This window comes from Loktanella sp. PT4BL (assembly GCF_003201935.1).
In the GTDB taxonomy this organism is placed as follows: domain Bacteria; phylum Pseudomonadota; class Alphaproteobacteria; order Rhodobacterales; family Rhodobacteraceae; genus Yoonia.
Window position 1 is genome coordinate 1 of record NZ_QJJL01000016.1, and the last position, 20174, is coordinate 20174.

The following is a 20174-nucleotide window of genomic DNA, read 5'->3' on the forward strand; positions in this document are numbered from 1 at the left end:
AAACGGTCTCTACAAAACCGAGCTGGTTCATCGTCAGGGACCGTGGCGCAACATGCAGGATCTGGAAATGGCCACCCTCGGCTGGGTCGATTGGTTCAACAACCGGCGCCTGCTTGGACCCATCGGAAACATCCCGCCAGCTGAAGCCGAAGAGAACTTCTATGCACAGCGCGACGTGCTCGATATGGTCGCGTGAAATGAAGCTATAGGTCTCCGATAAAACCGGGGCGATTCAGCAAAGTCGTTAGTTGGTTTCCAAGTCCAGTGTGTAAGAGTGCTTAGCTCCCGTTTGTTCAGGTGCGAAAAACCCGCGATCTTCCAAAGAACTGATTGCGCGGTATACAGTTGCTCTTCCGTGTTGTTGCAACAGTGGGTACCCCACGATCTCGCTGGAAGAGAAAGTTGCCTCGTCCTTCGCCAGCTGGATAGCAACAGAAAGTATATCGAGTTCTGGCTTTGAAAGATCTTCGATACCAAGATCGCTCTGAAGTTCGCGGAGTACAAAATGCAGCTTCGCAAAAGCAACGAATACTCTTTTTCTATTGATCTGTTTGTTCAAGGCTTCGATACCTCTGACGGTAGCTGACGTGTTTCATGTTTATGGATGCCTTATGGCTTTCCAAGTCAAAATCATAAATCTTCTTTTAGATCACGTCGACCTAGATTTCCCCAACTGCAGATCTCCTTAGGGTAAGATTTGAATCAAAGACTTAACGCTATGGTGGATTTCGTGGACGAAGGCAGGTGTGAAGCGCCTAAGCCAACGATGACTTATGTATCATATCGATACTATAAAATATCAAAAGATAATATAATTATTGACTTTTTGTCTCATTAAGATACATTACACCTTAGCATTGTGTTTAGGGATGACTCCTATGTATACCAAGGCAGATATTGATATGGTGAAGGTTCAAGCTGGCTTGCGGCAACTATGTAATCTAATCGACGTTTTGATTTACCTCTTCCCCGAATCTCGCGACGATTTTGATTATCAGAACGAACTTCTAGCGGTACTTGGTGCTGCCCAAGAGTTAGCGAAAAATCTTTCCGATCAAGTTCATGACTGAGCACAACAAAACGGATGAACGTGTCTTAAAATTAACGCGAATATATGGCAAAAATCACTGCAGCTAGTGTTTTGCAAGAGACGAAAACGTATTACATTATGTCGTCAGTGACACATACTGGCACAAAGGTTACGCTGAAGTCGCAGGTGTTGTGATGTTAGCATCCGATTAAATACCATTGTGACACATGAGCGGGGGCGCTTCATGAAGAATGCTGTTATTCTAGTCATTGATGATGACCCCAAGATCCGAAATCTGCTGCGACGCTGTTTTGAAGTCGAGTGTAGGAAGGTCCGAGAAGCGCATGACAATAAGACTGTGCTTGCGGCACTTGCGGCTGGCCCGGTCGATTTGGTGACACTTGATCTGAACCTTGGCACCGATGATGGACTTGACGTCGCGAAGACGATCCGGAAAACCTCGACCGTTCCGATCATCATGGTGACGGCAAAGGATGATGTGATCGACCGTGTCGTGGGTCTCGAAATAGGTGCCGATGACTATATTACCAAGCCCTTTCACCTGCGAGAGGTTCTGGCCCGCGTCAAATCCGTCCTGCGTCGCTCGCCCGGCATTGTGCTACCGCCGAAAGTTGCAGCGGCGACCGTTTGCTGGAAGTTTGACGGGATGCGAGTCATTCCCGATGAGATGAAACTGCTTGATCGGGACGGCGAATGGGTTGATGTGACAAGCGATGAATTCAAGCTTCTTATTGCATTTCTGATGCGGCCCAAACGCGTGTTGTCGCGCGAACAGTTGATGGATCTGACGAAGGGGAGTTCCTATGCCCCGATGGATCGCACCATCGACAACCAGATTGCCCGTTTGCGCAAGAAAGTTGAACGCAACCCAGCATCGCCCAGATTGATCACGACGATTCGCGGTATGGGTTATTCCTTCACCTGCGATGTGACTCCTTGTGCGGATCCGGTCAGGTCAAATAGCGCCTCGGCCAATTCCGACTGACGATAGGGCTTGTGCAGGATTTGGTGGGGAATGTTTGCTTGCGATTGCAAGGGCAGAGCTACAGCTAGCGGCACTGAAAGGTCGCTTGTTGCCTCACCATCAGCAGAGTTTCACCGTCCCGAGCGGCCGCACGATATTGGTGGCAACCGTAATGTCTCCCCACTGTAGTCTGTGATTGCCGAGGATCAAGAGACCGCCAGAGCTGCTGATCGGGTCCTCCGGCGTGGCCGGAATATTATCCTCACCCTCCCGGGGACCGGTGCGTGCATCGACGCTGTTCATTCGTTGTCTTTTTGCCGCGTAAAGCCAACCGCCGCAATTCGATCAAATCTGTAATTTTGCTTGCACCAATGATGGGCGCAAAGCGCCTTTGCATCCGCCCGCATCGGGGTGCTGATCTGTTATCGGTCTCATTTCGATGAAGTCGATTGCGAAGCTCAAGGTCATATAAGCTGTCCTATCTTTTTGGATGGGGCTGAGCACTTAAGTTCGCATTGCTCAATCACAAACCCGTGATAGCTTTTTAACTCAGGCGATCGTGCCGCTATTAATCTGACACGAAAAAAGTTCCTGGGTAGCCGCGCTCAGGTGGAGCGTTTCATGTCGCTCTTTGCAGCGTGGCATCGGCGGCGCATCTGAGAGGAATGCGTCGCCGATTAGGGTACTATAAAGCGGATTGCCTCACTCTGAAACCAAACGGTTGCCAGCTTGCCTTAGGTATTCGGGCTGCCCAAGGATGAGTGTCCTCGTGGAGATATTGAAACCATGGGTTCAGTTTTCGTTGCGGGAGTGGGCGCCTGACCGGCAACGCCCACAAAACCATCCTGAAACGAGCGAAATGGCGCGCTAAAAGCTTCAGCTATAAATTGTGTGGGAGCAACCATGCTGGATTTGCCCGCCCGTGCGTCACCTCACCACTGGCAGATCCGAGATCCGCGTTGTGTAGCGTGGGCTGCGGTGATTTGCGCGCAACTGCCAGGAGCGCGACATCCCCTCACTCCCAAGAACCAAGGTCTTCTTGCCGAACCGGGTGTTCACAGCATCAAGCGCCGTCATCAATGCTGGCGATCCTTTCGGCACATTGAAGAGCGTCCTTGGCCGATCTTCCAGTGGTAGCAGATCGTCCAGTATAATCCCTGCTTTGGTGAAGCCGCATGTCTGGTTATCTCTCTTGGGCCAAGCAACTTTGGCACACCGTTTGGCAGCAGCAACCAGTTCGAACGTGTCAGAGGACATGGGGGCAAACATGTTGAACGTGACACGGCATAGTGCGGCCGATCAGAGCGATGCCGGTTCGTGTGGAAGAAGACGGTTAGCGTCCTGGCTACCAGCCCGTGTTGCCGCAGCTTTTCAGCGGCGCGCGTTGCATGTGCCGTGATGGCTTGGAACAATGTGTCGATGTCCTTCATCGGCACGCCGGATGAACGAGTAACTGCCATGCCCTTTCGCTGAGGCTCCACGTCATCAGACGCGATGCATGGACCTGTCGCGCTTTTGTGCCGCCCCAAGTGCTCGTTTAAGCCACCTTTCGCTCGAAAGCGACAGGGCTTTTCCAACCCAATGCTGAGTGGCGGCGGCGCGGATTGTAGAACCCGTTTATGTATTCAAAGATCGCCATCTCAGCCTTGCGCCTTGTCTCCCAAGGATGCCGCCAGATCAGCTCTGCTTTGATGGTCTTGAAGAACGTCTCGACCGCCGCGTTATCATAGCAATTGCCCTTGCCGCTCATCGATACCTTGAACCCGTGCTGGCGCAGGCGTTTCTGGTAGTCGTGTGAACAATATTGCGACCCACGATCCGTGTGATGAATGCAGCCTTTGGGTGGTTGCCGGAACGCGATGGCCATCTCCAACGCCCGGATCGCGAGGTCACGTTTCATGCGGTTACTCACAGCCCAGCCGATGACGCGTCGGGAATGCAGATCCAAGATCACGGCCAGATACAACCAGCCCTCGCGCGTCCAGACATAGCTGATGTCACCGGCCCATTTCTGGTTTGGGTGATCCGCAGTGAAGTTCCGATCCAATAGGTTGGGCGCAATGTTGAACTTGTGATCGCTGTCGGTCGTCACCTTATGTTTGCGTGTTCTCACAACAGATATGCCATTCTGACGCATCAATCTGCCAACACGGCGGTGCCCGACATCCAAGCCGATCTCCTTCAGCTCTTCCGTCATCCGCGGCCTGCCGTAGCTGCCCAGGCTGAGACGAGACTGTTCTTTGATATGTGCCAGCGTCACCAGATCGGACCGCTGCCTGCGGCTGGCTGGCCGACTGCGGAAAGCCCGCAAACCGCGCATGCTGACATCCATAACCTGACACAGGCGCGCTGCCGGAAACGCATCCCGGTGTTCTTCCACGAACCTAAACCTCACGGCTTTGGCTCGCGAAGAACTGCGTTGCTTTTTTTAGGATGTCCCGCTCCTCCTTGAGGATGCGAACCTCGCGCCGAAGCCGGTCATTCTCTTGGGCGAGGCTTAAATCCTCTTTTGACACCACGTCTGTGTCTCTGTGCGCGGTGATCCATTTGTTCAGCGTCGACATACCGACGCCAAGATCATCCGCCACCTGCTTACGCGTTAACCCGCTGGTCAGCGCGATCCGCACTGCATCTTGGCGAAATTCGTCCGTCCGTTTCAGTCCCATAGTCAATCTCCTTTGTTGCAGTAAATGCTATCAAAGGAGCGGCATCAAACCGTGACAGGTCCAGCATGGCTCGCCCTGCAACTCCAGAACTGTGAGTTCGAGCACTACTGTGCCCAGCGCGCGCGCCTGGCGCAGCGGCATGTCACGCAATTCTGACGCAGTGCCAACGCCTATCCCTTTTAGTTTTGCTGTGGTCTTCTGGCCAATTCCCCCGATGTCCCCAACTGGAACAAGTGGTAATAACCAAGAACTCAGTGTCGGATCCATTATATCGAGCACGCCTCCAAAGATCGGGTTCTTCTTGACTATATCGTTGGCGCATTTGGCAAGCGTCTTGGTCGCTGCAATTCCAACCCGGACCGGCACACCAACGCGGCGCAGCACGTCGCGCCGCATCGACTTTGCGTGAATGGTGCGATCCTTGATACCTCCGAAGTCCAGAAAGCATTCATCAATCGAGTAGATCTCCACGTTTGGCGTATAGTCTTCATAGACCTCGACCACCCGACGACTTATACCATAGAGCGTGAAGTTGGATGAAAACACTCGCACGCCATGCGCATCGACCTTGTCGCGAACAAGGTGGAGGGGTTCAACCATCTTGATGCCCAGCGCCTTGGCCTCGTCACTGCGCGCGACGGCGCAGCCATCGTTGTTGGATAGAACGATCACTGGCACGCCGGTCAGGGTTGGGTCAAAGATCCGCTCGGCGCTAACTTAGAAATTTGCGCTGTCGCTGATCGCGATAGGCCGCGTTACGCGAGATGATACCGCCGCACCACCCCGGCGATCACACCCCAGAACTCGCTATCCTCGTTCAGCTCAATATCAGGGAAAGCCTCTCGACTGTTTGCTGGCGCGAGATAGAACTTCCCATTGCGCTTACGCAGGATCTTCGCGGTCACTGCGCCTCGACGACCGTGAGCACCGCTCGCCCCAACCGCCGCTTGCCCGCGCGATCAACGGCAATAAAGTCGCCATCACGAATTCCGACGTCCCACCGGCAATCGCCTTCAACACGCCACCAGAATGTTGATCCAGGGTGCCGCACGACCCAGGCGATCGGGTCGATTTCATCCTCAAGGTCATCTCCTGCCGGTGACGGAAAGCTGGCACTGACGCGCAGCAAAGCAACGGGGATCACATTGCTCTTTGCCATAATTGGGGCTTCTAGCGGAAAAACTGGCATCTGCGCTTCTCTATGTGTTCACTTTATGTTCCGATTGGTCGACTGTTTGACGGTGCGGTGTCAAGAAATGCGCCTGAAGCCTGCGCCAGCCCGCGCGGTCTGGTCGCACAGTGTGAAGTAATCGGCCAAGAACGGATATGTTTAGTGTGCTCGAGATCTCAGATTTCAGTCCGAAGCATCCTATGTCAGTCTATCTGTAGGACGTGGGCAAATGAAGGTTGTTTGGGCTAAAGCGTTTCCAGTTTATGTAGAAGCATACCCGGCCTCGCAAAAGTAGTTCCAGCATTCCTGAGGTGTGTAGAGATCACAGATTTCACTGAGGGCTTCGAACAGTCCAGTGAATGACCGCGCTCCAATGGGTCTCAGGTGGGCTTTGAGTTTTGAGACCGCCATTTCTATGGGGTTCAGGTCCGGGCTATAGGGCGGCAAAAACAGGAACCAGCAACCGTGAGCGCGCAGGAGCACCTCGGCTTCTTTGTTGCGATGGGTGGCCAGGTTGTCGAGGACGACGGCGGTACCGGGTTCGATCTCGGGTATCAGCACGTTACGGATGTAAGCGACAAAGGCTGGGCCGTCCATTGCTCCCTTGATGACCCAGGGTGCGACCAGATCGGATGGACCCAAGCCAGCAATCAGGGTCTGGGTCCCCCATGATCCAAAAGGAGCGGATGCTGTCAGCCTTGTGCCGCGCATGGAGCGACCGCGTATCCGCGTCAGATTGGTTTTGACCGATGTTTCGTCAATGAACACAACGCGTTCAGGCATTGCGCTGATCGCAGGGACACGATGTGCAAACCAATCAGCTCGCGCGCGCTTTACCCTTGCGCGCTTGCGTTCATCCGCAATGAGGCTCTTTTTTTATACGTATAACCCAACCGCTTGAGGGCTTGATCGATGCCGGAGACAGACGCGGTCACGTCATGCGCATCCGCAAGAGCACCCTGAAGTTCCTTGAGCGTGATGTCTGGGTCTTGATGGATCAACTCGACCAGAAAGTCATGGTAGGGGGCGAGCCTTCCATAACCGGTGTTGCGCGGGTTATCGGCTGGCGTCAGGCCCAGCCCCTGCTTGAGCTTTTGAGAAAGGCGCGACGCCGATGCCGCAGAAATCATCAATCGACGACCGATCTCTCGACCTGTCAGACCTTGGCCAAAGAGCACCTCAAAACGGGCTCGAATATCGGCAGAAAGCGGGTTGGGCATGATCTGATCCTCCTGAAAAGGATGATGATGTGGACGCCGCTGCCAGCGCAGTGCTTAGAATGGTGCTGCAACTGAGTGCAGCAAAAAAGGAGTGTACCAAATGCACATCAAAACAATCGGCCTTGATCTGGCGAAAAGCGTTTTTCAGGCTCACGGCATCGACGAAGCGGGCGATGCGGTTCTGGTCAAGAAGCTTCACCGCAAGCAGATGATCCCCTTCTTCTCGAAATTACCGCCCTGTCTGATCGGTGTGGAGGCGTGTGCCACAGCACATCATTGGGCGCGCACGTTGAGTGCGATGGGACATGACGTTCGGATCATGCCGCCTTCATACGTCAAAGGGTACGTGAAGCGTGGAAAAAGCGATGCGATTGATGCCGAGGCAATCTGTGAGGCAGTGGGGCGCCCCACGATGCGGTTCGTCCCTATGAAGACGGTCGAACAGCAAAGCATTCTGATGGCACATAGAACCCGGGCGCTGATTGTGCGCCAGAGAACCATGGCTGCGAATGCGCTGCGGGCGCACTTGGCGGAGTTTGGGCTGGTCGCAAATCCCGGCATCGCAAATCTTGTGAAGGTGGCTGATAAAGCTTTTGCAGATGCAACACTGCCACCTTACGCCCACAGAGCCCTTGAAATCCTGATCCGGCGCATGGCTGAGTTGACCGACGAGATCTGTGCGCTCGACCAAGAACTGAAGGCCTGGCACGCCAGCAACAAAGCAAGCCGAAGACTTGCAGCTATCCCTGGTATCGGCGTGATCACAGCAACCGCCCTCGCCGCCACCGTGACTGACCCCGACCAATTCAGCTCGGGAAGGCAATTTGCGGCTTGGCTCGGGCTGACCCCGAAACAGCACTCAACAGGTGGCAAAACCCGTTTAGGCGGCATCTCGAAACAAGGCGATCGATATCTGCGAAGATTGCTTGTTGTAGGGGCGACCGCCGTCATGCGGCACGCGAAGCGCAATCCAACACCCATGACAGACTGGGTCAATAACTTGCTGGAGAAAAAGCCATTCCGGCTTGTATCTGTGGCTCTTGCAAACAAACTGGCGCGCATCGCATGGGTGGTACTCATCCGAGGAGAAACATATAGACCTTATGGGCTTGCCGCCTAAGCGCGCAGCCCGATCCGAATTGGCAAAGGCAGTCAATGATGCGTAACGATCGAGCCAACGGCGAGACAAACCCGTCTGATTCACCGCGCCTCACAAGCGCGCCAGGTTGATTAGGGACCTCTCCAGCGGATTTCCATCAGGGCCAGCAGATCGTTTCAAGCTGCACAAACAGGCCGGACATATGAAAGCAACCGATCACCGCAACAGGACAAAATCAACCCTTGCCAAAGGCGGCGTCCACATATGAATCAGAAAAACAGCCCGCTGTGAATCCCCTTTGATTCAGTGAAAGCTGGAACCGCTTTAAGGTCAGTTTTGACGACAAACTCTATGGAGTTCATAGCCTATTAGGTGCGCTATTCCCTGTTGTTCCTCTCAAGAACAAATCTACAGGGAGAAATTTGTGTTTTATTCAGCCAAAGCAACGTTATCCCTGCAGTGCGAGATCAGCGCTGTCGCCAAGCCATAGTTGCAGGCCAAAGACTGCCAGTTGCCTTCAAACCCTCGGTTTTGATCGCTTCACAGCTATGTATTCGAACTGGAACTTACTGCCATGTTTGATGCGTCTCTGTAGTAACGTAACTTTGCCAGACTGTTGTTCCTTCATCGCAACCTGAACGGCGCGGGTGCCGCGTGTTGCGAACCCGCGATGAAAAATGATCCAGGTCCCCGCAGGCACTTCCTCGAGCGCCAGCTGGAATACAGTTAACATGTTGGGCTCAGACGTGATGTCAATCTCAGTTGGCGAAGAAAATTCGTAGCGATCAACATCCTCTCCGACTATTTCAGCATTTGTTCCACCGGCTGCAACTGAAAATCTCCATCGCCGAAGCCACGAAGTCAAAAGGGATATTGTGGGAAAATTAATCAAATGTGCCCAAGGTTCTGGCTAGATCGAACAAGCAGCGTCGTTGATGTTCGGGTGTCCAGTAGTAGGCGCGCAAGAGTTCCAGGGCTTCTTTGTCGTTGAGGATATCTAAAGGCAGATCTGCTAACGCGATGCCAGCTGTGGGCTGATGATCCAGCCCGTCAAAGAAAAATGATACAGGCACGTCCAGGACCTTTGCGATTTGCCAAAGGCGAGACGCGCTGACACGGTTTTTGCCGGTTTCGTATTTTTGCAACTGCTGGGACTTCACACCAACCTGGTCTGACACTTGCTGCTGGGTCTTATTAAGCAGTAGTCGACGTTGACGGATGCGATTTCCAACGTGGATGTCGACGGGATAGCTCATCGGATGCTTTCCATACTTTAACAGAAGTGTGCAATTTAAACATTGTTGCCAAACACAGCGCCATGTTTCTGATTGTTGTACTGCCTATCTTTCGATTTAGGGTTGTGTGCGGCATGTCGCTAACGACCCTCTGGATGCGTGTTTAATTGGCGCGAGCTGCGTTTGCTTCTCCCAAGGCCGCACCTTTGGCATCCCCGTTGTTACCTCCACCTCCCTCAACATCCCGCCAGTGACCAACCCATCGCGCACCCAGTCCAGTGCGGCCCACCAGTCGTCATAGTCACGTCGCGCTGATGCGATCTGCTCCGGATGCGGCCGCCACGTGACCGGACAGGCCAGTACATCGACTGTCCGCCACTTGCCGCGAACCATGACGCGTGCGGTGCCGACCACTTCGGTCGCGGCGCGTTTGCCGTAGCGGTTTTGATGGATATCGCGGGGCACGCATCGCGGCACCGCACCTGGCATCCAGTCAGGCGTCATTCCCGCCCGGGCCAGCTCTGCCACACGCAGGGCCATGCGGATCCCACCAAGACTGTCGGGCAATCCGGCCACGGTGGCCGCGATGACCTCGGCGTCCGGATGGGTGTAGCTGCCGCTTTTGTGCTGACCGCCATCGACCTTGCAGCCCAATACGGCGCGTTGCATCAGTACATACTCCAACCCGAAGCCGCGGCTTTCCGCATCGGCGTCCTGTCTTGGGGGCAACTCCAGCTGGGCTTTCTCGACCCGGAAGGCCCATTCCAGCGCTTGCTGCACGCCCATCAACCGCTTTGGGCTACTATGTCGCGCTGCTGACTGCTGACTTGCCTGGGGAGAGCGCTTACCAGGCCCATGCAGCTTGCGATCAAACTTGCTCATAGCAGACCTCGCGCGCGCAGCTGCTCGGTGGTCACCAGCCCCCGCTCCAGCATCGCCCCGCATATGGCGTTGCTAATCATGCTGGGAGGCAGGTATGCGTCGGAGTTGACCTTGGCCGCGTAGAATGCTGCCAGCTCATCTGGACTGACTGGTGGCGCCTTCTGCCGTCTGTGGCCACCTTTGACGCGCGTTCTGCTGCCACTGGCCGCTGTTGCTTGTGCGTCGCGCTGGGCTGCCCGTTCCATGAAACGATCCAGGGCTTTCGGACCATCGGGTGGATTGGGATGATCGCGACGCGTCTCAGTGGCAACTTCGATGATCCCAGCCTTGGAAAGCCCAAGATCATCGATCCAGCGACGCACGTGCTGCCGGGCAGGCCAGCCCTGCCACCATGCGGGCAGGCCGGCGTTGGCGTCAAAGCCCAACGCCCCGAGCAGTTTGCCAAAGAAAATCTCAAAATCTGAATCTCGCGCGTCCTCCTCCTCCTTTACTGGTTCCCTTAAAGGTTCTCTTACAAGGTTAGTGTCCGGATTTCGGACACGGCTTTTGCCATTTTCCGGACACGGGTCCTGCTGATGAGCCAGTTCCGCGCGACAATTCTGGTCCCTTGAAGCTGTCCCTTCCAATGGCAATACGCCATGTCCGATTTCTGGACACGGGTTCGGATCATGCGGGGTAAAGCCAGGCTCGAACCCCAAGATGTAGCGTGTGGGCATCTGCCGTTTGGTTGCAGGGTGAATGCGCGGCACACGACGCAACAATCCCGCCGCTTCCAGCTGACCAAGATGATCATTCAAGGTCGAGCGACTGATCTCGCAATCATGCGCTAGCCGCGCTTGGGAGGGGAAACAGCCGTAGTCGGGATTGAAGCGATCACACAAATGCCAGAGCACGATCTTGGTGGTGGGCTTGAGCCCGCGGCGCTGGATGGCCCAGTTGGTGGCGGCATGGCTCATGACGTGGCCCTCCGCGCTGAGGAACCCACACCATCGTGCCCAGCCCCTGTATCGCGTTGGGCCTCCGATGTACCTGTTTGCACCACACGCGTGGTGAAGCCATGATCGGCCAGCGCGCCCAGCGCATCGTCGAGGCTATGTACCAGCGCCCAGCCAAAGCCCTGCGCCAGCACGGCATCCCGAAACCCTTCCTGTGCGGGGCTGAGCCGACCTTTGGCACTCTTCAGCTCCAGAAACAGCACGCGCCCGTCACAAAGAACAATGAGATCGGCAAAGCCGGGATGCACGCCCATGCCAACCAGGATCGCCTGACGCCGCGCACCGCGGGGGCCTGCTTCGGTGACCTCATTGGCACAGTGATGCACGATGGCCCCCTTGGGCAGGGCAAAGCGCAAGGCGACCACAACGGCACGCTGCAGATCCGCTTCGGGTGTTCCACGCCGCTTCATCGCTCCACCTCCGGGTCCTGACTGTGATGCTTGCTGTGCCCCGGGGTCTTGGCCTCCAGCACGACCAGCAAGATCCGCGCGTCCTCGCGTTCCTCGGGTGTCTCGCCATGGCGGACCAGGACATTGCAGGCGATGCGCAGCAGATGGTCGGAATGGTGAATGACATCGGCCACGACGATGCGGGCCTCGCGCCGCCGCTCGTCAATCCAGTCCGCGCGCGCCTCATCGCGTTCAGCGCGCCGGCTCCGTTGCCGGAAGGGCAGGGGGATGCTCATCGGCGTCCCCCCGTGCGCCGCGGGTTCGGCATCTCCTGCTGTGTCAGCCAGTCCTGAACCGCATCGCGCCGGTAATAAACTTTGCGCCCGGCACGCACGCAGGGCGGACCAAATCGCAGGCCCTCCCAGCGACGCAGGGTTTCGACTGTCACACCGAATTCAAGCGCAAGGTCCAGTCGGCTGATCCAGCCGCTCAAGAGCTTTGCGTTGGTGGGACGCATAGGCGTTCTTTGTTGTGTCATCGTCTGTCTCTTGTTTGTCGCCCGAACCGGACGGATTGCAGGCCTCAAGAAACGCAGAGACGAAGGGGTGGCGGGAAGGCACTGACCGGCGGTGATGCGCCAGATGCTTGCCGGTCATTGATATTATTGAGTTTTATGGAGTTCGACCGTTTCGGCGCAATAATCTCGCTGTGACAAATCAGGAGTACCGGAGGCCTCGCGATGTCATCGCGCGCTGCGTTCACAACCGATTTACAAGCTTTGGCCTTTTTTCACGTGGTTTGGCGGCTATCCATCGGCACTGAACCAACCGGCAAGGTGTTCAGACCCTTGCCGGTCATTGATATTAAACAAGATTTACAAAAATCTGGGTATTAAACACTCCGGCTCGTACCAAATTGGCCGCTACGCCTGTCGTTTGGCCGCTCTTAACTTCGGGTCCACCCTGCCCCACGGCGGTGTGACACATGCGCCCCTCGAAATTCATTAATGATTACAGGGACCGGCAAGCGTTTGGTGCATCACCGCCGGTCACCGCCTATGCGCCGGTCAAAGGTCCATGCTTCGCTTGATAGGTCTGCTTATCTACGCATGTGTCTGTGGCAGTAGGAGAAATAAACATGGTTAAACGACTGCGACTGAACGAAAAAACTGTGAGAGACCTGATTGCACAAGAAGTTCGGGATTATCAGGTGTTCGACACCGAGATCCGGGGGCTCTCCATTCGTATCTTACGATCAGGGTCTCGGTCGTTCGTGTTGGATTACCGCTTTGCAGGTCGCCAGCGCCGGATGGCAATTGGACGCTGGCCGGAGTGGAGTGCCACAGCCGCTCGCGAACGCGCGCGTGAGCTACGTCGAGAAATCGACGAGGGGCGTGATCCGCTGTATGATCGTAGCAAACTACGCGAAGCGCCAAGGTTCAAAGACATGATTGACCGATATTGTGCTGAGCATGTGCCACATCTGGCACCACTGAATGCAGCCGACCAGCGTGCGATGCTGACCAAGCTTGTGGCGCCTCATTGGGCCAACAAGCTGGTGGCGGATATCTCGCCGCATGATGTTGCCACATTACTGAACATTATAGCGCAGGGCAGGGCCCGCCCGTCCAAAGAAAAACCAAACAACCGTGCACGCAAACTGCAAGGCGCAAAGCCCACCCCGATCCGGGCTAATCGCGTAGGCGAAGTGCTGCGCAAGATGTTCACGCTAGCCATCAGCTGGGGCTGGCGCACGGACAACCCGGCCACGGGGTTTAAAAAGCGCGTCGAAACAGCGCGTGAACGCTTCTTGTCGCAAGAAGAGATCGGACGGCTGGCCGCCGTACTGGACGCAGCCGAGGATCAGCGGGCGGCGGGTATCATCCGGATCTGCATGCTGACCGGCAGCCGTGTGGGTGAGGTGCGCCAAGCACGGTTTGAACAGTTCAATCTCGAACTGGGCATCTGGTCAAAACCTGCCGCCACAACCAAGCAGCGCAAGATCCACCGGATCCCGATTTCTGCAGATGTCGCAGCCATCGTGCGCCAACGCGCTCTTTTGGTGCCCAAAGATAACCCTTGGCTGTTTCCAGGCGATGTTCCCGGTCAGCCTGTAAAAGAAATCCGCAGGTTTTGGATCAATGTGCAGCGAGAGGCCAACCTGCCCGATGTCCGTATTCATGATTTGCGCCACACGTTTGCTTCCTTGCTGGTTAGCGGTGGCGCATCACTTGAGATGATCGGCAGGCTGCTGGGCCATACGCAAATGCAAACGACCCAGCGTTACGCGCATCTCATGGACTCACCCCTGCGTGCGGGCGTTGATGCGGTGGCTGGCATGTTCCGCCCGCGTCCCAAAATTGTCCATGATGCTGATGTGAAGCGTGCTTGACATATTTGATGTTCAGCCATCACCGCGCAGCGCGCGCCAGAACGGCCGCAATCTGCGCCGAATGGTGCTTTCGTCGGGCACGTCGCCGCTTTCTGCGACATCGGCAAACCAGTCCTGCATTTCGGCTATCAACTCTGTTTGTGTTCCCGGTAAGCCGTGTTCGTGAACGCGCCGGGTCAAGGCCACGTACATGCCCTCCCAGTCATAGGGTGAAAGAGCGCCTGTGCCGCCACCGACGCGCCGCAATAAATCATGCTCATCCTCAAATCGCAGGACATCGTGGCCGCTGATGAGCAAGTCCGCGACGGAGACTTTGACCCCATCGACGGGTTCTGTGACGTAAGCCCAGTCGCGAGTGCGTTCAGGTTTTACTCGCATCAGCTGGATGGCGGTTGGCCCCGTCCCGCTGCGCCTGAAGAGGGGCAGCATGTCCATCGGTGATATGCTGATCTTGCCGGACACCTTGTCGGGTCCGCATGCGGCCAGTGGAATGCCAGTCACTATATCCAGCTTGCCCTCGCTGGCCCAGCCCGCGAGGTCGGCAATGGTGCAGCCCCATCGTGTTGCTGTTTCGTGCAATGTGAAGAAGGCTCTGGGTGGTAATGCCATTTTGGTTCCGTTCTCTGTTTAGGCAGACGCCGCATGCCACCTGGTAAAGGTATGCGCCGCCTGGACGTTGGTGAGAGGGAAACACCGTCTACGCTGTAGATTGGGGAAGGCATGCCTGGACGTCACCCCCTCATCGGTGATGGCACTATTCCTCAACCAAAAGAACACCATAGAGCGAGTCGCCCTCTAGAGAGAGCTTACGCAAGTTGCTACGTCAGAAGTTGTCAGGGATAAGAGGGGGAACGCCATGTCATACCGAAAAGCACAGGAGCTCTTGCGGCTGGCGGACATGTGCGCGGCACGTCATCGTGGCGTGTGCTTGCAAGATATTGTCATCGCGTTCGAGGTGAACCAACGAACAGCACAGCGCATGGTGCAGGCATTAAAGGATGTGTTCCCAACTCTTGCCGCACACACGTATGGCGGTCGTCAGCATTGGTGGAAGCTGCGTGACATTGCCTTGATCAGCATGCAGGGTATTTATGATGATGAACTGGTGGCGCTTGAAATGAGCACCCGGCGGGCCGCACGTGACGGCGCGCACGCGCAGGCCGAGCTGTTGCAAGGGTTGCGTGAACGCTTTGTCGCAACGCTGCCCGCCGCAACGGCGCGGCGGGCGGAGGTGGATGCGGAAGCGGTTCTCGAGGCGCAGGGCTACGCGTGCCGCCCGGGTCCTAAGGTGAAAACGTCGCCTAAATTTACAAGTGTCATTGCCGCTGCGCTAAAAGGGCCGTCCCGGGTTACGATCAGCTACCAAGGGGAACATGATCCAGCTCCACGTGAGCGGATTGTTGAGCCCTACGGTATGCTGCTTGGCACCCGGCATTATTTGGTAGCACGCGGCCCACACAAAGATGACCAGTTCCGCCGGTTCAGGATGGACCGCATTTCCACTGCTGAGGCCACACCTGACTGGTTTGTAAAAGACGAGGGGTTCGATCTCGAAACTTACGCCGCACAGGCATTCGGGTCGTTTCATATGGATGCGGAGTACAGCCGTGTCGTCTGGCGTTTTGACCCAGAAGCCGCAGTGACCGCGCGCGAGTTTGAATTCCACCCAAAGCAGAAGATGATCGACGAGGAGGATGGAAGGTTGATCGTATCATTTGACGCCAGTGGCTTGGTTGAAATGGCCTGGCACCTCTATAAGTGGGGCGACGCGGTCGAGGTCATCGAACCACCTGCGCTGCGGGAAATGGTGGCGGGCTGGCAGAACAATCGCATCAGCGTGTTGCCGTGAACTTGGCTGACGGTGACTTGCGTGGCTTCTATCGGTCGGCTCTGACCCTATCAGTTGCGTGGCATCCCATGTCAGCCGGGCTGGATTCTGCGAAACTGGTCGTTCCGAAAGCGAATGGCAGTCCGTTCTGCCAGGCAACACGGCCTTGCCCCCAGTAAGTGGGTTCTACTTGACGATCGGGTTTGTCTGGAGCTTGAAGATGCCGTAGACGGCGCATGGTCAAACGTCCTGTCGGCATTCCGATCCTCCTGTTCTTCAGGAGACGGAGTAACTGCAGTTCGTTGGCCAGTCCTGCCCATGATCGCATGAAATTACTGCCCGCGATCGCGTGAAACAGGTGCCCGCCTTCCCGTGAAATCGCTGCCCACGATCAGCTGAAATCACTGCCCGCCATCATGCGAAACGCGCAGACCGGGCGGCAGAGGATTTTGATCACGCAAGTGTCCTTCACCTTGTCAGACAGGAAAACCAAGGCGCCGCCGCTGCCCGCAACGCATGTTGGAAAGCTGCGCGTGGTGAAGTCATCCTGTTTCTGAATGCAGATGATACTTGGGCGAACCATCACGTGGTAGAGATGCTAGTTTTGATGGCAGAATTTCTGGAAGCCGTGCTCTATGCAGATGCATGGGGGGAGATTTCGCGGGAACATACGGCAAAAAAGCACGGTTTTGGAATTGGATCAGACCATCGTGGACCGCTTGGCTGCTTCTTTGAGACCATGAGTTCCGGGCCCATGATTGTCTCGTCGAGCACGGCCGGAACGTGGAAAAGGTGTCTAATTGAGAGCCAAGGATATCCCGATGGGCTCCGATTTGGCGAAGACCAAATAGGCTGGGGCCGTCTGGCCCTTCTGGGTGATGTTTTCTGGTCGCCTCGTATTGGTGCCACTTGGGACAAATCCGCAGACAATCGGAGCGACAATGTTGCTGGCTCGCCACCCCGCACAGCCTGGCGCGATTTCCTGATCGAAGCACTTGATGGCCCGGAGCTCTCAACAGCGACGCGGCGGAATATCCGGACTGCCGTCGCAGTTGAAAATGCCTGCCTCCGTGGCGAGATCACATTCTTCGGCCATGAAACGCCTGCGCTTTTTGCCGAAACCCGATAAAGACCTTAGCGCGGTTGCGCTCTATTCCTACCGGGTTGGCGAGCTTGGCGGAATTTCTTGATACTTATTGGGTCCGGGCAGGCTGGACGGCCTTACTCCTGTCAATACAGGGTGACGGGACCTCATGCGTCGATCCTACCACCACATTACCCAGCTTTCCTTTATTGTACGTCCGGATAGGCTAGTGGCCACGCGACATAGAAGACGCTTCCTACGCCTGAAGTGGTTTCCAGCGCGATGGCCCCACCTGTCTCGCGGACGATCTCCGCGATGACCGGAAGCCCCAGTCCCGTCCCCATGTTCCCCTTCGTGGTAAAATGTGGTTCCCACAGCCGAGCCCTGACCTCCGGCGTGATTCCGGTTCCGGTGTCGCTGATCCTGAAGAGGGCATAGGGTTTGTCCGGAATCTCACCCACCTCAAGGGCGGCTGTCTGCGGGACGGGCTCGCCGAGTGACAGTGAAAGTGCAATCTCATGCTTACCGTCGCCTAGGGCATCGCGCCCATTCAAGCCGAGATTCAGCAAAACTTGCATCGGCTTAAGCGGATCGACCGTTGCGATGATCGGTTCGTCAGGTACATCGGCCGTGATCTTGTGGTTATGGGTTGCGCCGAGTTTGAGAATCCCCGCGGCCTCATTAAGTAGTTCCGCAAGGTCAGTCTCTTCGGTCTCGCGCTTGCCAGTGCCAAGAGACTGAAGCGGCTCCAGTAGGGAGATTGCTTGTCGCGCCGTAGCATGAATATTTTCTAATGATCTGGGAAGCCTGATCCCCACATCTTCAAGAGCGGGATCAGAGATGTAAGAAATGATCCCAATCAAGTTAGCCAGATCATGCGTCAGGCCTGCGGCCAAAAGGTTAATGATTTCCTGTCTCTGCGCCAACTTGATGCGGTCACGGATCTGGACTCGCTCGCGTTCGATCGCATTGCGTGAGGTCACGTCCCTGTTGATGCAAATGATCTTTCCGCCAGGTATCTCAGTCAGGCTGAGCTCCTGCTCAAAAGTCGTGCCGTTCGCTTGGAGAGCCTCGGCTTGCCCGGCCCAGTAGCCTTGCTCTCTGAGTGCAGGGAATGCCTTTGCCGCCAATTCTGCTGCGACCTGCGGTGAATAGAGGCTATACCAAGGCTGACCGATCAGAGATACTGGGTCGTCATGTCCGAACATTGCCGCGTGCGCCGGATTCGTAAAAAGGATGGTGCCTGCTTCATCGGTAATCGTGATCCCTTCCTCGGTCGCGGCAATCGCAGCAGACTGCATCGCAAGCTCAGCTTCCAGCCGCTTCTGCCCAGAAATGTCCAGCAAGACACCTGAGATCTTGTACGGGCGTCCATCGGCATGGTGATCTGAGACCCCGCCCCGGCCCATCACCCAGACCCAATGACCAAGTCGATGACGCAAGCGGTACTCGACCTCAAACGCGGCGGCAGTTCCGTCCGTACATTGCAGAAATCCTGTCTCGGCGGCGGCAACATCTTCCGGATGTACCAACGCACGCCATCCCTTGAACCCGAGGGAGCTGACAGCCTGCCTATCCAGGCCAAGCATCTCGATCCAGCGATCATTCACATCGCTCTCACCGGTCTCGAGATTCACGGTCCACGTGGCGGCCTGCGCCCCGGATATTACTTGTTGTAGACCGACCTGTGCGATCTTGAGGTCAGTGATATCGACGAGCAGATGCACGCAAGACCCGCCTGCGCTTGAGCGCTCGGTGACACGAAACCAGCGCCCATCGGAGAAGCGCATCTCCTTTTCGAAGTTCTGGTGCTCTCTTTGCGCAATACGGTCGCGCAGCCACTGTTCATGTTCCTCAACAGGAATTCCGATAAGGCCATTTCGAAGGTCGCGGCGGAGGATTTCCTCGAAGCGCATGCCTGCGATAATTTCGCCTTCGCTGCTGTGATGCAGCCGGGCGTAGGCCTGATTGTAGTGAGCAAGACAGTCATATTTATCATAATAGGCAAATGGCTCTTGGACCGAGTCCAAGGCATCGACCAACTTCTTGCGAACCTCAGTCAGCTCCAACCGTTGTGCGGAATCCGTAGGTTCGTAACTTATGACCAGTTCCTCGGCTTGCTCCTCACATGCCGCTCGCAGCATGATCCGGCGCATGTAACCCTCACCCCCAAAAGGGGAGACTTGACGCACCGAAGCTTGCCCACCTCGCAGTACTGAGCGACAGTCGAGCGAGAGGCCCGGGTCAACCGCCATTAGCCCCTCAGCGCCTTCGATTGGCTGATCGAGATGCGCATGACGCGGCTGGAACGATGCAGTTGCATCAGGAGCAATGAAGCGTAGCTTTAGGTCTTTCGACAGGATGAGGAGGAGCAATGCTTTTGGGTTTCCTTTTTGGTTACAAGGGCAAGTAGCAGAAACCGATTGGGTTAACCTTGATCCAGCGCAAACTTTTAAAACATTTTCGATTTTATAAATTTAACATTTGATTGGTACACGATCCATGGCGAACTCAGTATCACTGAACGGGTTTTCAGTGATTGTCGCACAACACCGGTCTGCAGGCGATACAGGATGAAATTGCGGACATCCCGCAAGATCAAATTGGCGCTGTTCTCTTATATGCGGCGTCCTGGTACCCAGGCTGCACGCGACGGCATTCATTTGGTGCCGGTAAACAAGAGAGTTGCGACGGCTTAACCACGCGATCATTAGGCAAATGCTAAGTTTGGAAGCGATTAACTTGCAGTGGGCGCCGAATGTTTATGTCAACGCCATGTCAACGAGCGCACGTCTTGTTCCGACGGGTTTTGAGTGCGAACACATGTGAATTATGTTCAATATCTGGTTCGCAAATTTGTAAAATCAAAGGCTTGCCGGCTAAAAGACTGTTTTTGCTAATATATTAGAATCGTTGGATTATAGGCTCATAACCTGAAGGTCGTAGGTTCAAATCCTACTCCCGCAACCAAATCTAACAAATAAATCAAATTCTTAAGTCGGTGGTAGCATAGTACCATCGGCTTCTTGCACGTTTACGTCAACGCCACGTCAACGTTTGACGAGTCCCCCTGAAACGCCATCAGCACACAAGATGAGCTGGCCGTAAGCGGCGGCCCCGCCCCATTGATTTGGCCTGTTCCTGACGCGTGAGGTGCCTGCGAGAAGGTCTGCGTTAGCAGATGGAGGTTGCGTATGGC

Annotated in this window: 22 protein-coding genes and 1 pseudogene; 7 read left to right on the plus strand and 16 right to left on the minus strand. The window is 55.7% G+C overall.

Annotated elements, in window-relative coordinates; genetic code table 11:
- The coding region (locus C7964_RS18925; RefSeq protein WP_146214898.1) for an IS3 family transposase at positions 1-196 on the plus strand (196 nt) is incomplete at its 5' end.
- A 48-nt stretch (positions 197-244) separates the two neighbouring features.
- Here the strand turns inward: C7964_RS18925 and C7964_RS18930 are convergent.
- The gene (locus C7964_RS18930) at positions 245-559 is read right to left on the minus strand and encodes a hypothetical protein (protein WP_110281126.1); all 315 of its coding nucleotides are present in this window, start codon (positions 557-559) and stop codon (positions 245-247) included.
- A gap of 319 nt (positions 560-878) precedes the next feature.
- On the opposite strand from C7964_RS18930, the gene C7964_RS18935 reads away from it, so the two are divergent.
- Together C7964_RS18935 and C7964_RS18940 are read left to right on the plus strand one after the other, a co-directional pair.
- Entirely contained in the window at positions 879-1070 is a 192-nt protein-coding gene (locus C7964_RS18935; protein ID WP_110281127.1) for a hypothetical protein, read from the plus strand.
- Positions 1071-1274: 204 nt separating this feature from the next.
- A complete protein-coding gene (locus tag C7964_RS18940) occupies positions 1275-2036 on the plus strand; it encodes a response regulator (protein WP_110281128.1) in 762 nt (253 codons plus the stop codon).
- Positions 2037-2942: 906 nt separating this feature from the next.
- Here the strand turns inward: C7964_RS18940 and C7964_RS20280 are convergent.
- The 7 genes and pseudogenes from C7964_RS20280 to C7964_RS18970 form a co-directional block, all read right to left on the minus strand.
- The gene (locus C7964_RS20280) at positions 2943-3092 is read right to left on the minus strand and encodes a DUF4113 domain-containing protein (protein ID WP_286164071.1); all 150 of its coding nucleotides are present in this window, start codon (positions 3090-3092) and stop codon (positions 2943-2945) included.
- Positions 3092-3475 (minus strand): DinB/UmuC family translesion DNA polymerase, encoded by a 384-nt coding sequence (locus C7964_RS20285; protein ID WP_353652430.1) that lies wholly within the window; start codon positions 3473-3475, stop codon positions 3092-3094. Before C7964_RS20285 ends, C7964_RS20280 begins: the two co-directional genes overlap by 1 nt.
- A 77-nt stretch (positions 3476-3552) precedes the next feature.
- Positions 3553-4681 (minus strand): IS3 family transposase gene (locus C7964_RS18955; protein WP_110281130.1). Its coding sequence is split into 2 segments (ribosomal slippage): positions 3553-4417 and positions 4416-4681, totalling 1131 coding nucleotides; the frame shifts between segments, so codons are not numbered across the junction.
- 30 nt (positions 4682-4711) lie between these two features.
- Positions 4712-5386: pseudogene (locus tag C7964_RS18960) on the minus strand (Y-family DNA polymerase); the annotation flags it as partial.
- A gap of 50 nt (positions 5387-5436) precedes the next feature.
- Positions 5437-5586, minus strand: coding sequence for a LexA family transcriptional regulator (locus tag C7964_RS20290; protein WP_286164074.1), 150 nt, complete (start codon positions 5584-5586; stop codon positions 5437-5439).
- Positions 5583-5840 (minus strand): LexA family protein, encoded by a 258-nt coding sequence (locus C7964_RS20295; protein ID WP_286164075.1) that lies wholly within the window; start codon positions 5838-5840, stop codon positions 5583-5585. The genes C7964_RS20290 and C7964_RS20295 overlap by 4 nt, the downstream gene beginning before the upstream one ends.
- A 273-nt stretch (positions 5841-6113) precedes the next feature.
- Positions 6114-7072 (minus strand): IS630 family transposase gene (locus C7964_RS18970; protein WP_220000204.1). Its coding sequence is split into 2 segments (ribosomal slippage): positions 6114-6728 and positions 6731-7072, totalling 957 coding nucleotides; the frame shifts between segments, so codons are not numbered across the junction.
- Between the two features lie 100 nt (positions 7073-7172).
- On the opposite strand from C7964_RS18970, the gene C7964_RS18975 reads away from it, so the two are divergent.
- On the plus strand, positions 7173-8192 hold the full coding sequence (locus C7964_RS18975) for an IS110 family RNA-guided transposase (protein ID WP_110281131.1): 1020 nt from the start codon (positions 7173-7175) through the stop codon (positions 8190-8192).
- Between the two features lie 863 nt (positions 8193-9055).
- Here C7964_RS18975 and C7964_RS18985 read toward each other — a convergent pair.
- The 6 genes from C7964_RS18985 to C7964_RS19010 form a co-directional block, all read right to left on the minus strand.
- Positions 9056-9427, minus strand: a complete 372-nt coding sequence (locus tag C7964_RS18985; protein ID WP_110281133.1) for a helix-turn-helix domain-containing protein — start codon at positions 9425-9427, stop codon at positions 9056-9058.
- Between the two features lie 96 nt (positions 9428-9523).
- The gene (locus C7964_RS18990; RefSeq protein ID WP_110281134.1) at positions 9524-10288 is read right to left on the minus strand and encodes a hypothetical protein; all 765 of its coding nucleotides are present in this window, start codon (positions 10286-10288) and stop codon (positions 9524-9526) included.
- Complete coding sequence (locus C7964_RS18995; protein WP_110281135.1) at positions 10285-11244, minus strand: helix-turn-helix domain-containing protein; 960 nt, start codon at positions 11242-11244, stop codon at positions 10285-10287. The genes C7964_RS18990 and C7964_RS18995 overlap by 4 nt, the downstream gene beginning before the upstream one ends.
- Complete coding sequence (locus C7964_RS19000) at positions 11241-11693, minus strand: VRR-NUC domain-containing protein (protein WP_110281136.1); 453 nt, start codon at positions 11691-11693, stop codon at positions 11241-11243. Before C7964_RS19000 ends, C7964_RS18995 begins: the two co-directional genes overlap by 4 nt.
- On the minus strand, positions 11690-11968 hold the full coding sequence (locus C7964_RS19005; protein WP_110281137.1) for a hypothetical protein: 279 nt from the start codon (positions 11966-11968) through the stop codon (positions 11690-11692). Before C7964_RS19005 ends, C7964_RS19000 begins: the two co-directional genes overlap by 4 nt.
- The gene (locus C7964_RS19010; RefSeq protein ID WP_110281138.1) at positions 11965-12210 is read right to left on the minus strand and encodes a transcriptional regulator; all 246 of its coding nucleotides are present in this window, start codon (positions 12208-12210) and stop codon (positions 11965-11967) included. The genes C7964_RS19005 and C7964_RS19010 overlap by 4 nt, the downstream gene beginning before the upstream one ends.
- 599 nt (positions 12211-12809) lie before the next feature.
- Between C7964_RS19010 and C7964_RS19015 the strand changes: the two genes are divergently transcribed.
- On the plus strand, positions 12810-14063 hold the full coding sequence (locus tag C7964_RS19015; protein WP_110281139.1) for a tyrosine-type recombinase/integrase: 1254 nt from the start codon (positions 12810-12812) through the stop codon (positions 14061-14063).
- Positions 14064-14075: 12 nt separating this feature from the next.
- On the opposite strand, the gene C7964_RS19020 is transcribed toward C7964_RS19015, so the two are convergent.
- Positions 14076-14672, minus strand: coding sequence for a hypothetical protein (locus C7964_RS19020; protein WP_110281140.1), 597 nt, complete (start codon positions 14670-14672; stop codon positions 14076-14078).
- A gap of 247 nt (positions 14673-14919) precedes the next feature.
- Here C7964_RS19020 and C7964_RS19025 point away from each other — a divergent pair, with 247 nt between their 5' ends.
- Together C7964_RS19025 and C7964_RS19030 are read left to right on the plus strand one after the other, a co-directional pair.
- Complete coding sequence (locus C7964_RS19025) at positions 14920-15912, plus strand: helix-turn-helix transcriptional regulator (protein ID WP_110281141.1); 993 nt, start codon at positions 14920-14922, stop codon at positions 15910-15912.
- A 379-nt stretch (positions 15913-16291) separates the two neighbouring features.
- A complete protein-coding gene (locus C7964_RS19030) occupies positions 16292-17020 on the plus strand; it encodes a glycosyltransferase family 2 protein (protein WP_110281142.1) in 729 nt (242 codons plus the stop codon).
- A gap of 161 nt (positions 17021-17181) precedes the next feature.
- Here C7964_RS19030 and C7964_RS19035 read toward each other — a convergent pair whose 3' ends face one another.
- Positions 17182-19350: a PAS domain-containing sensor histidine kinase gene (locus tag C7964_RS19035; RefSeq protein WP_110281143.1), complete on the minus strand. Its 2169-nt coding sequence runs from the start codon at positions 19348-19350 to the stop codon at positions 17182-17184.
- Between the last annotated feature and the right edge of the window lie 824 nt (positions 19351-20174).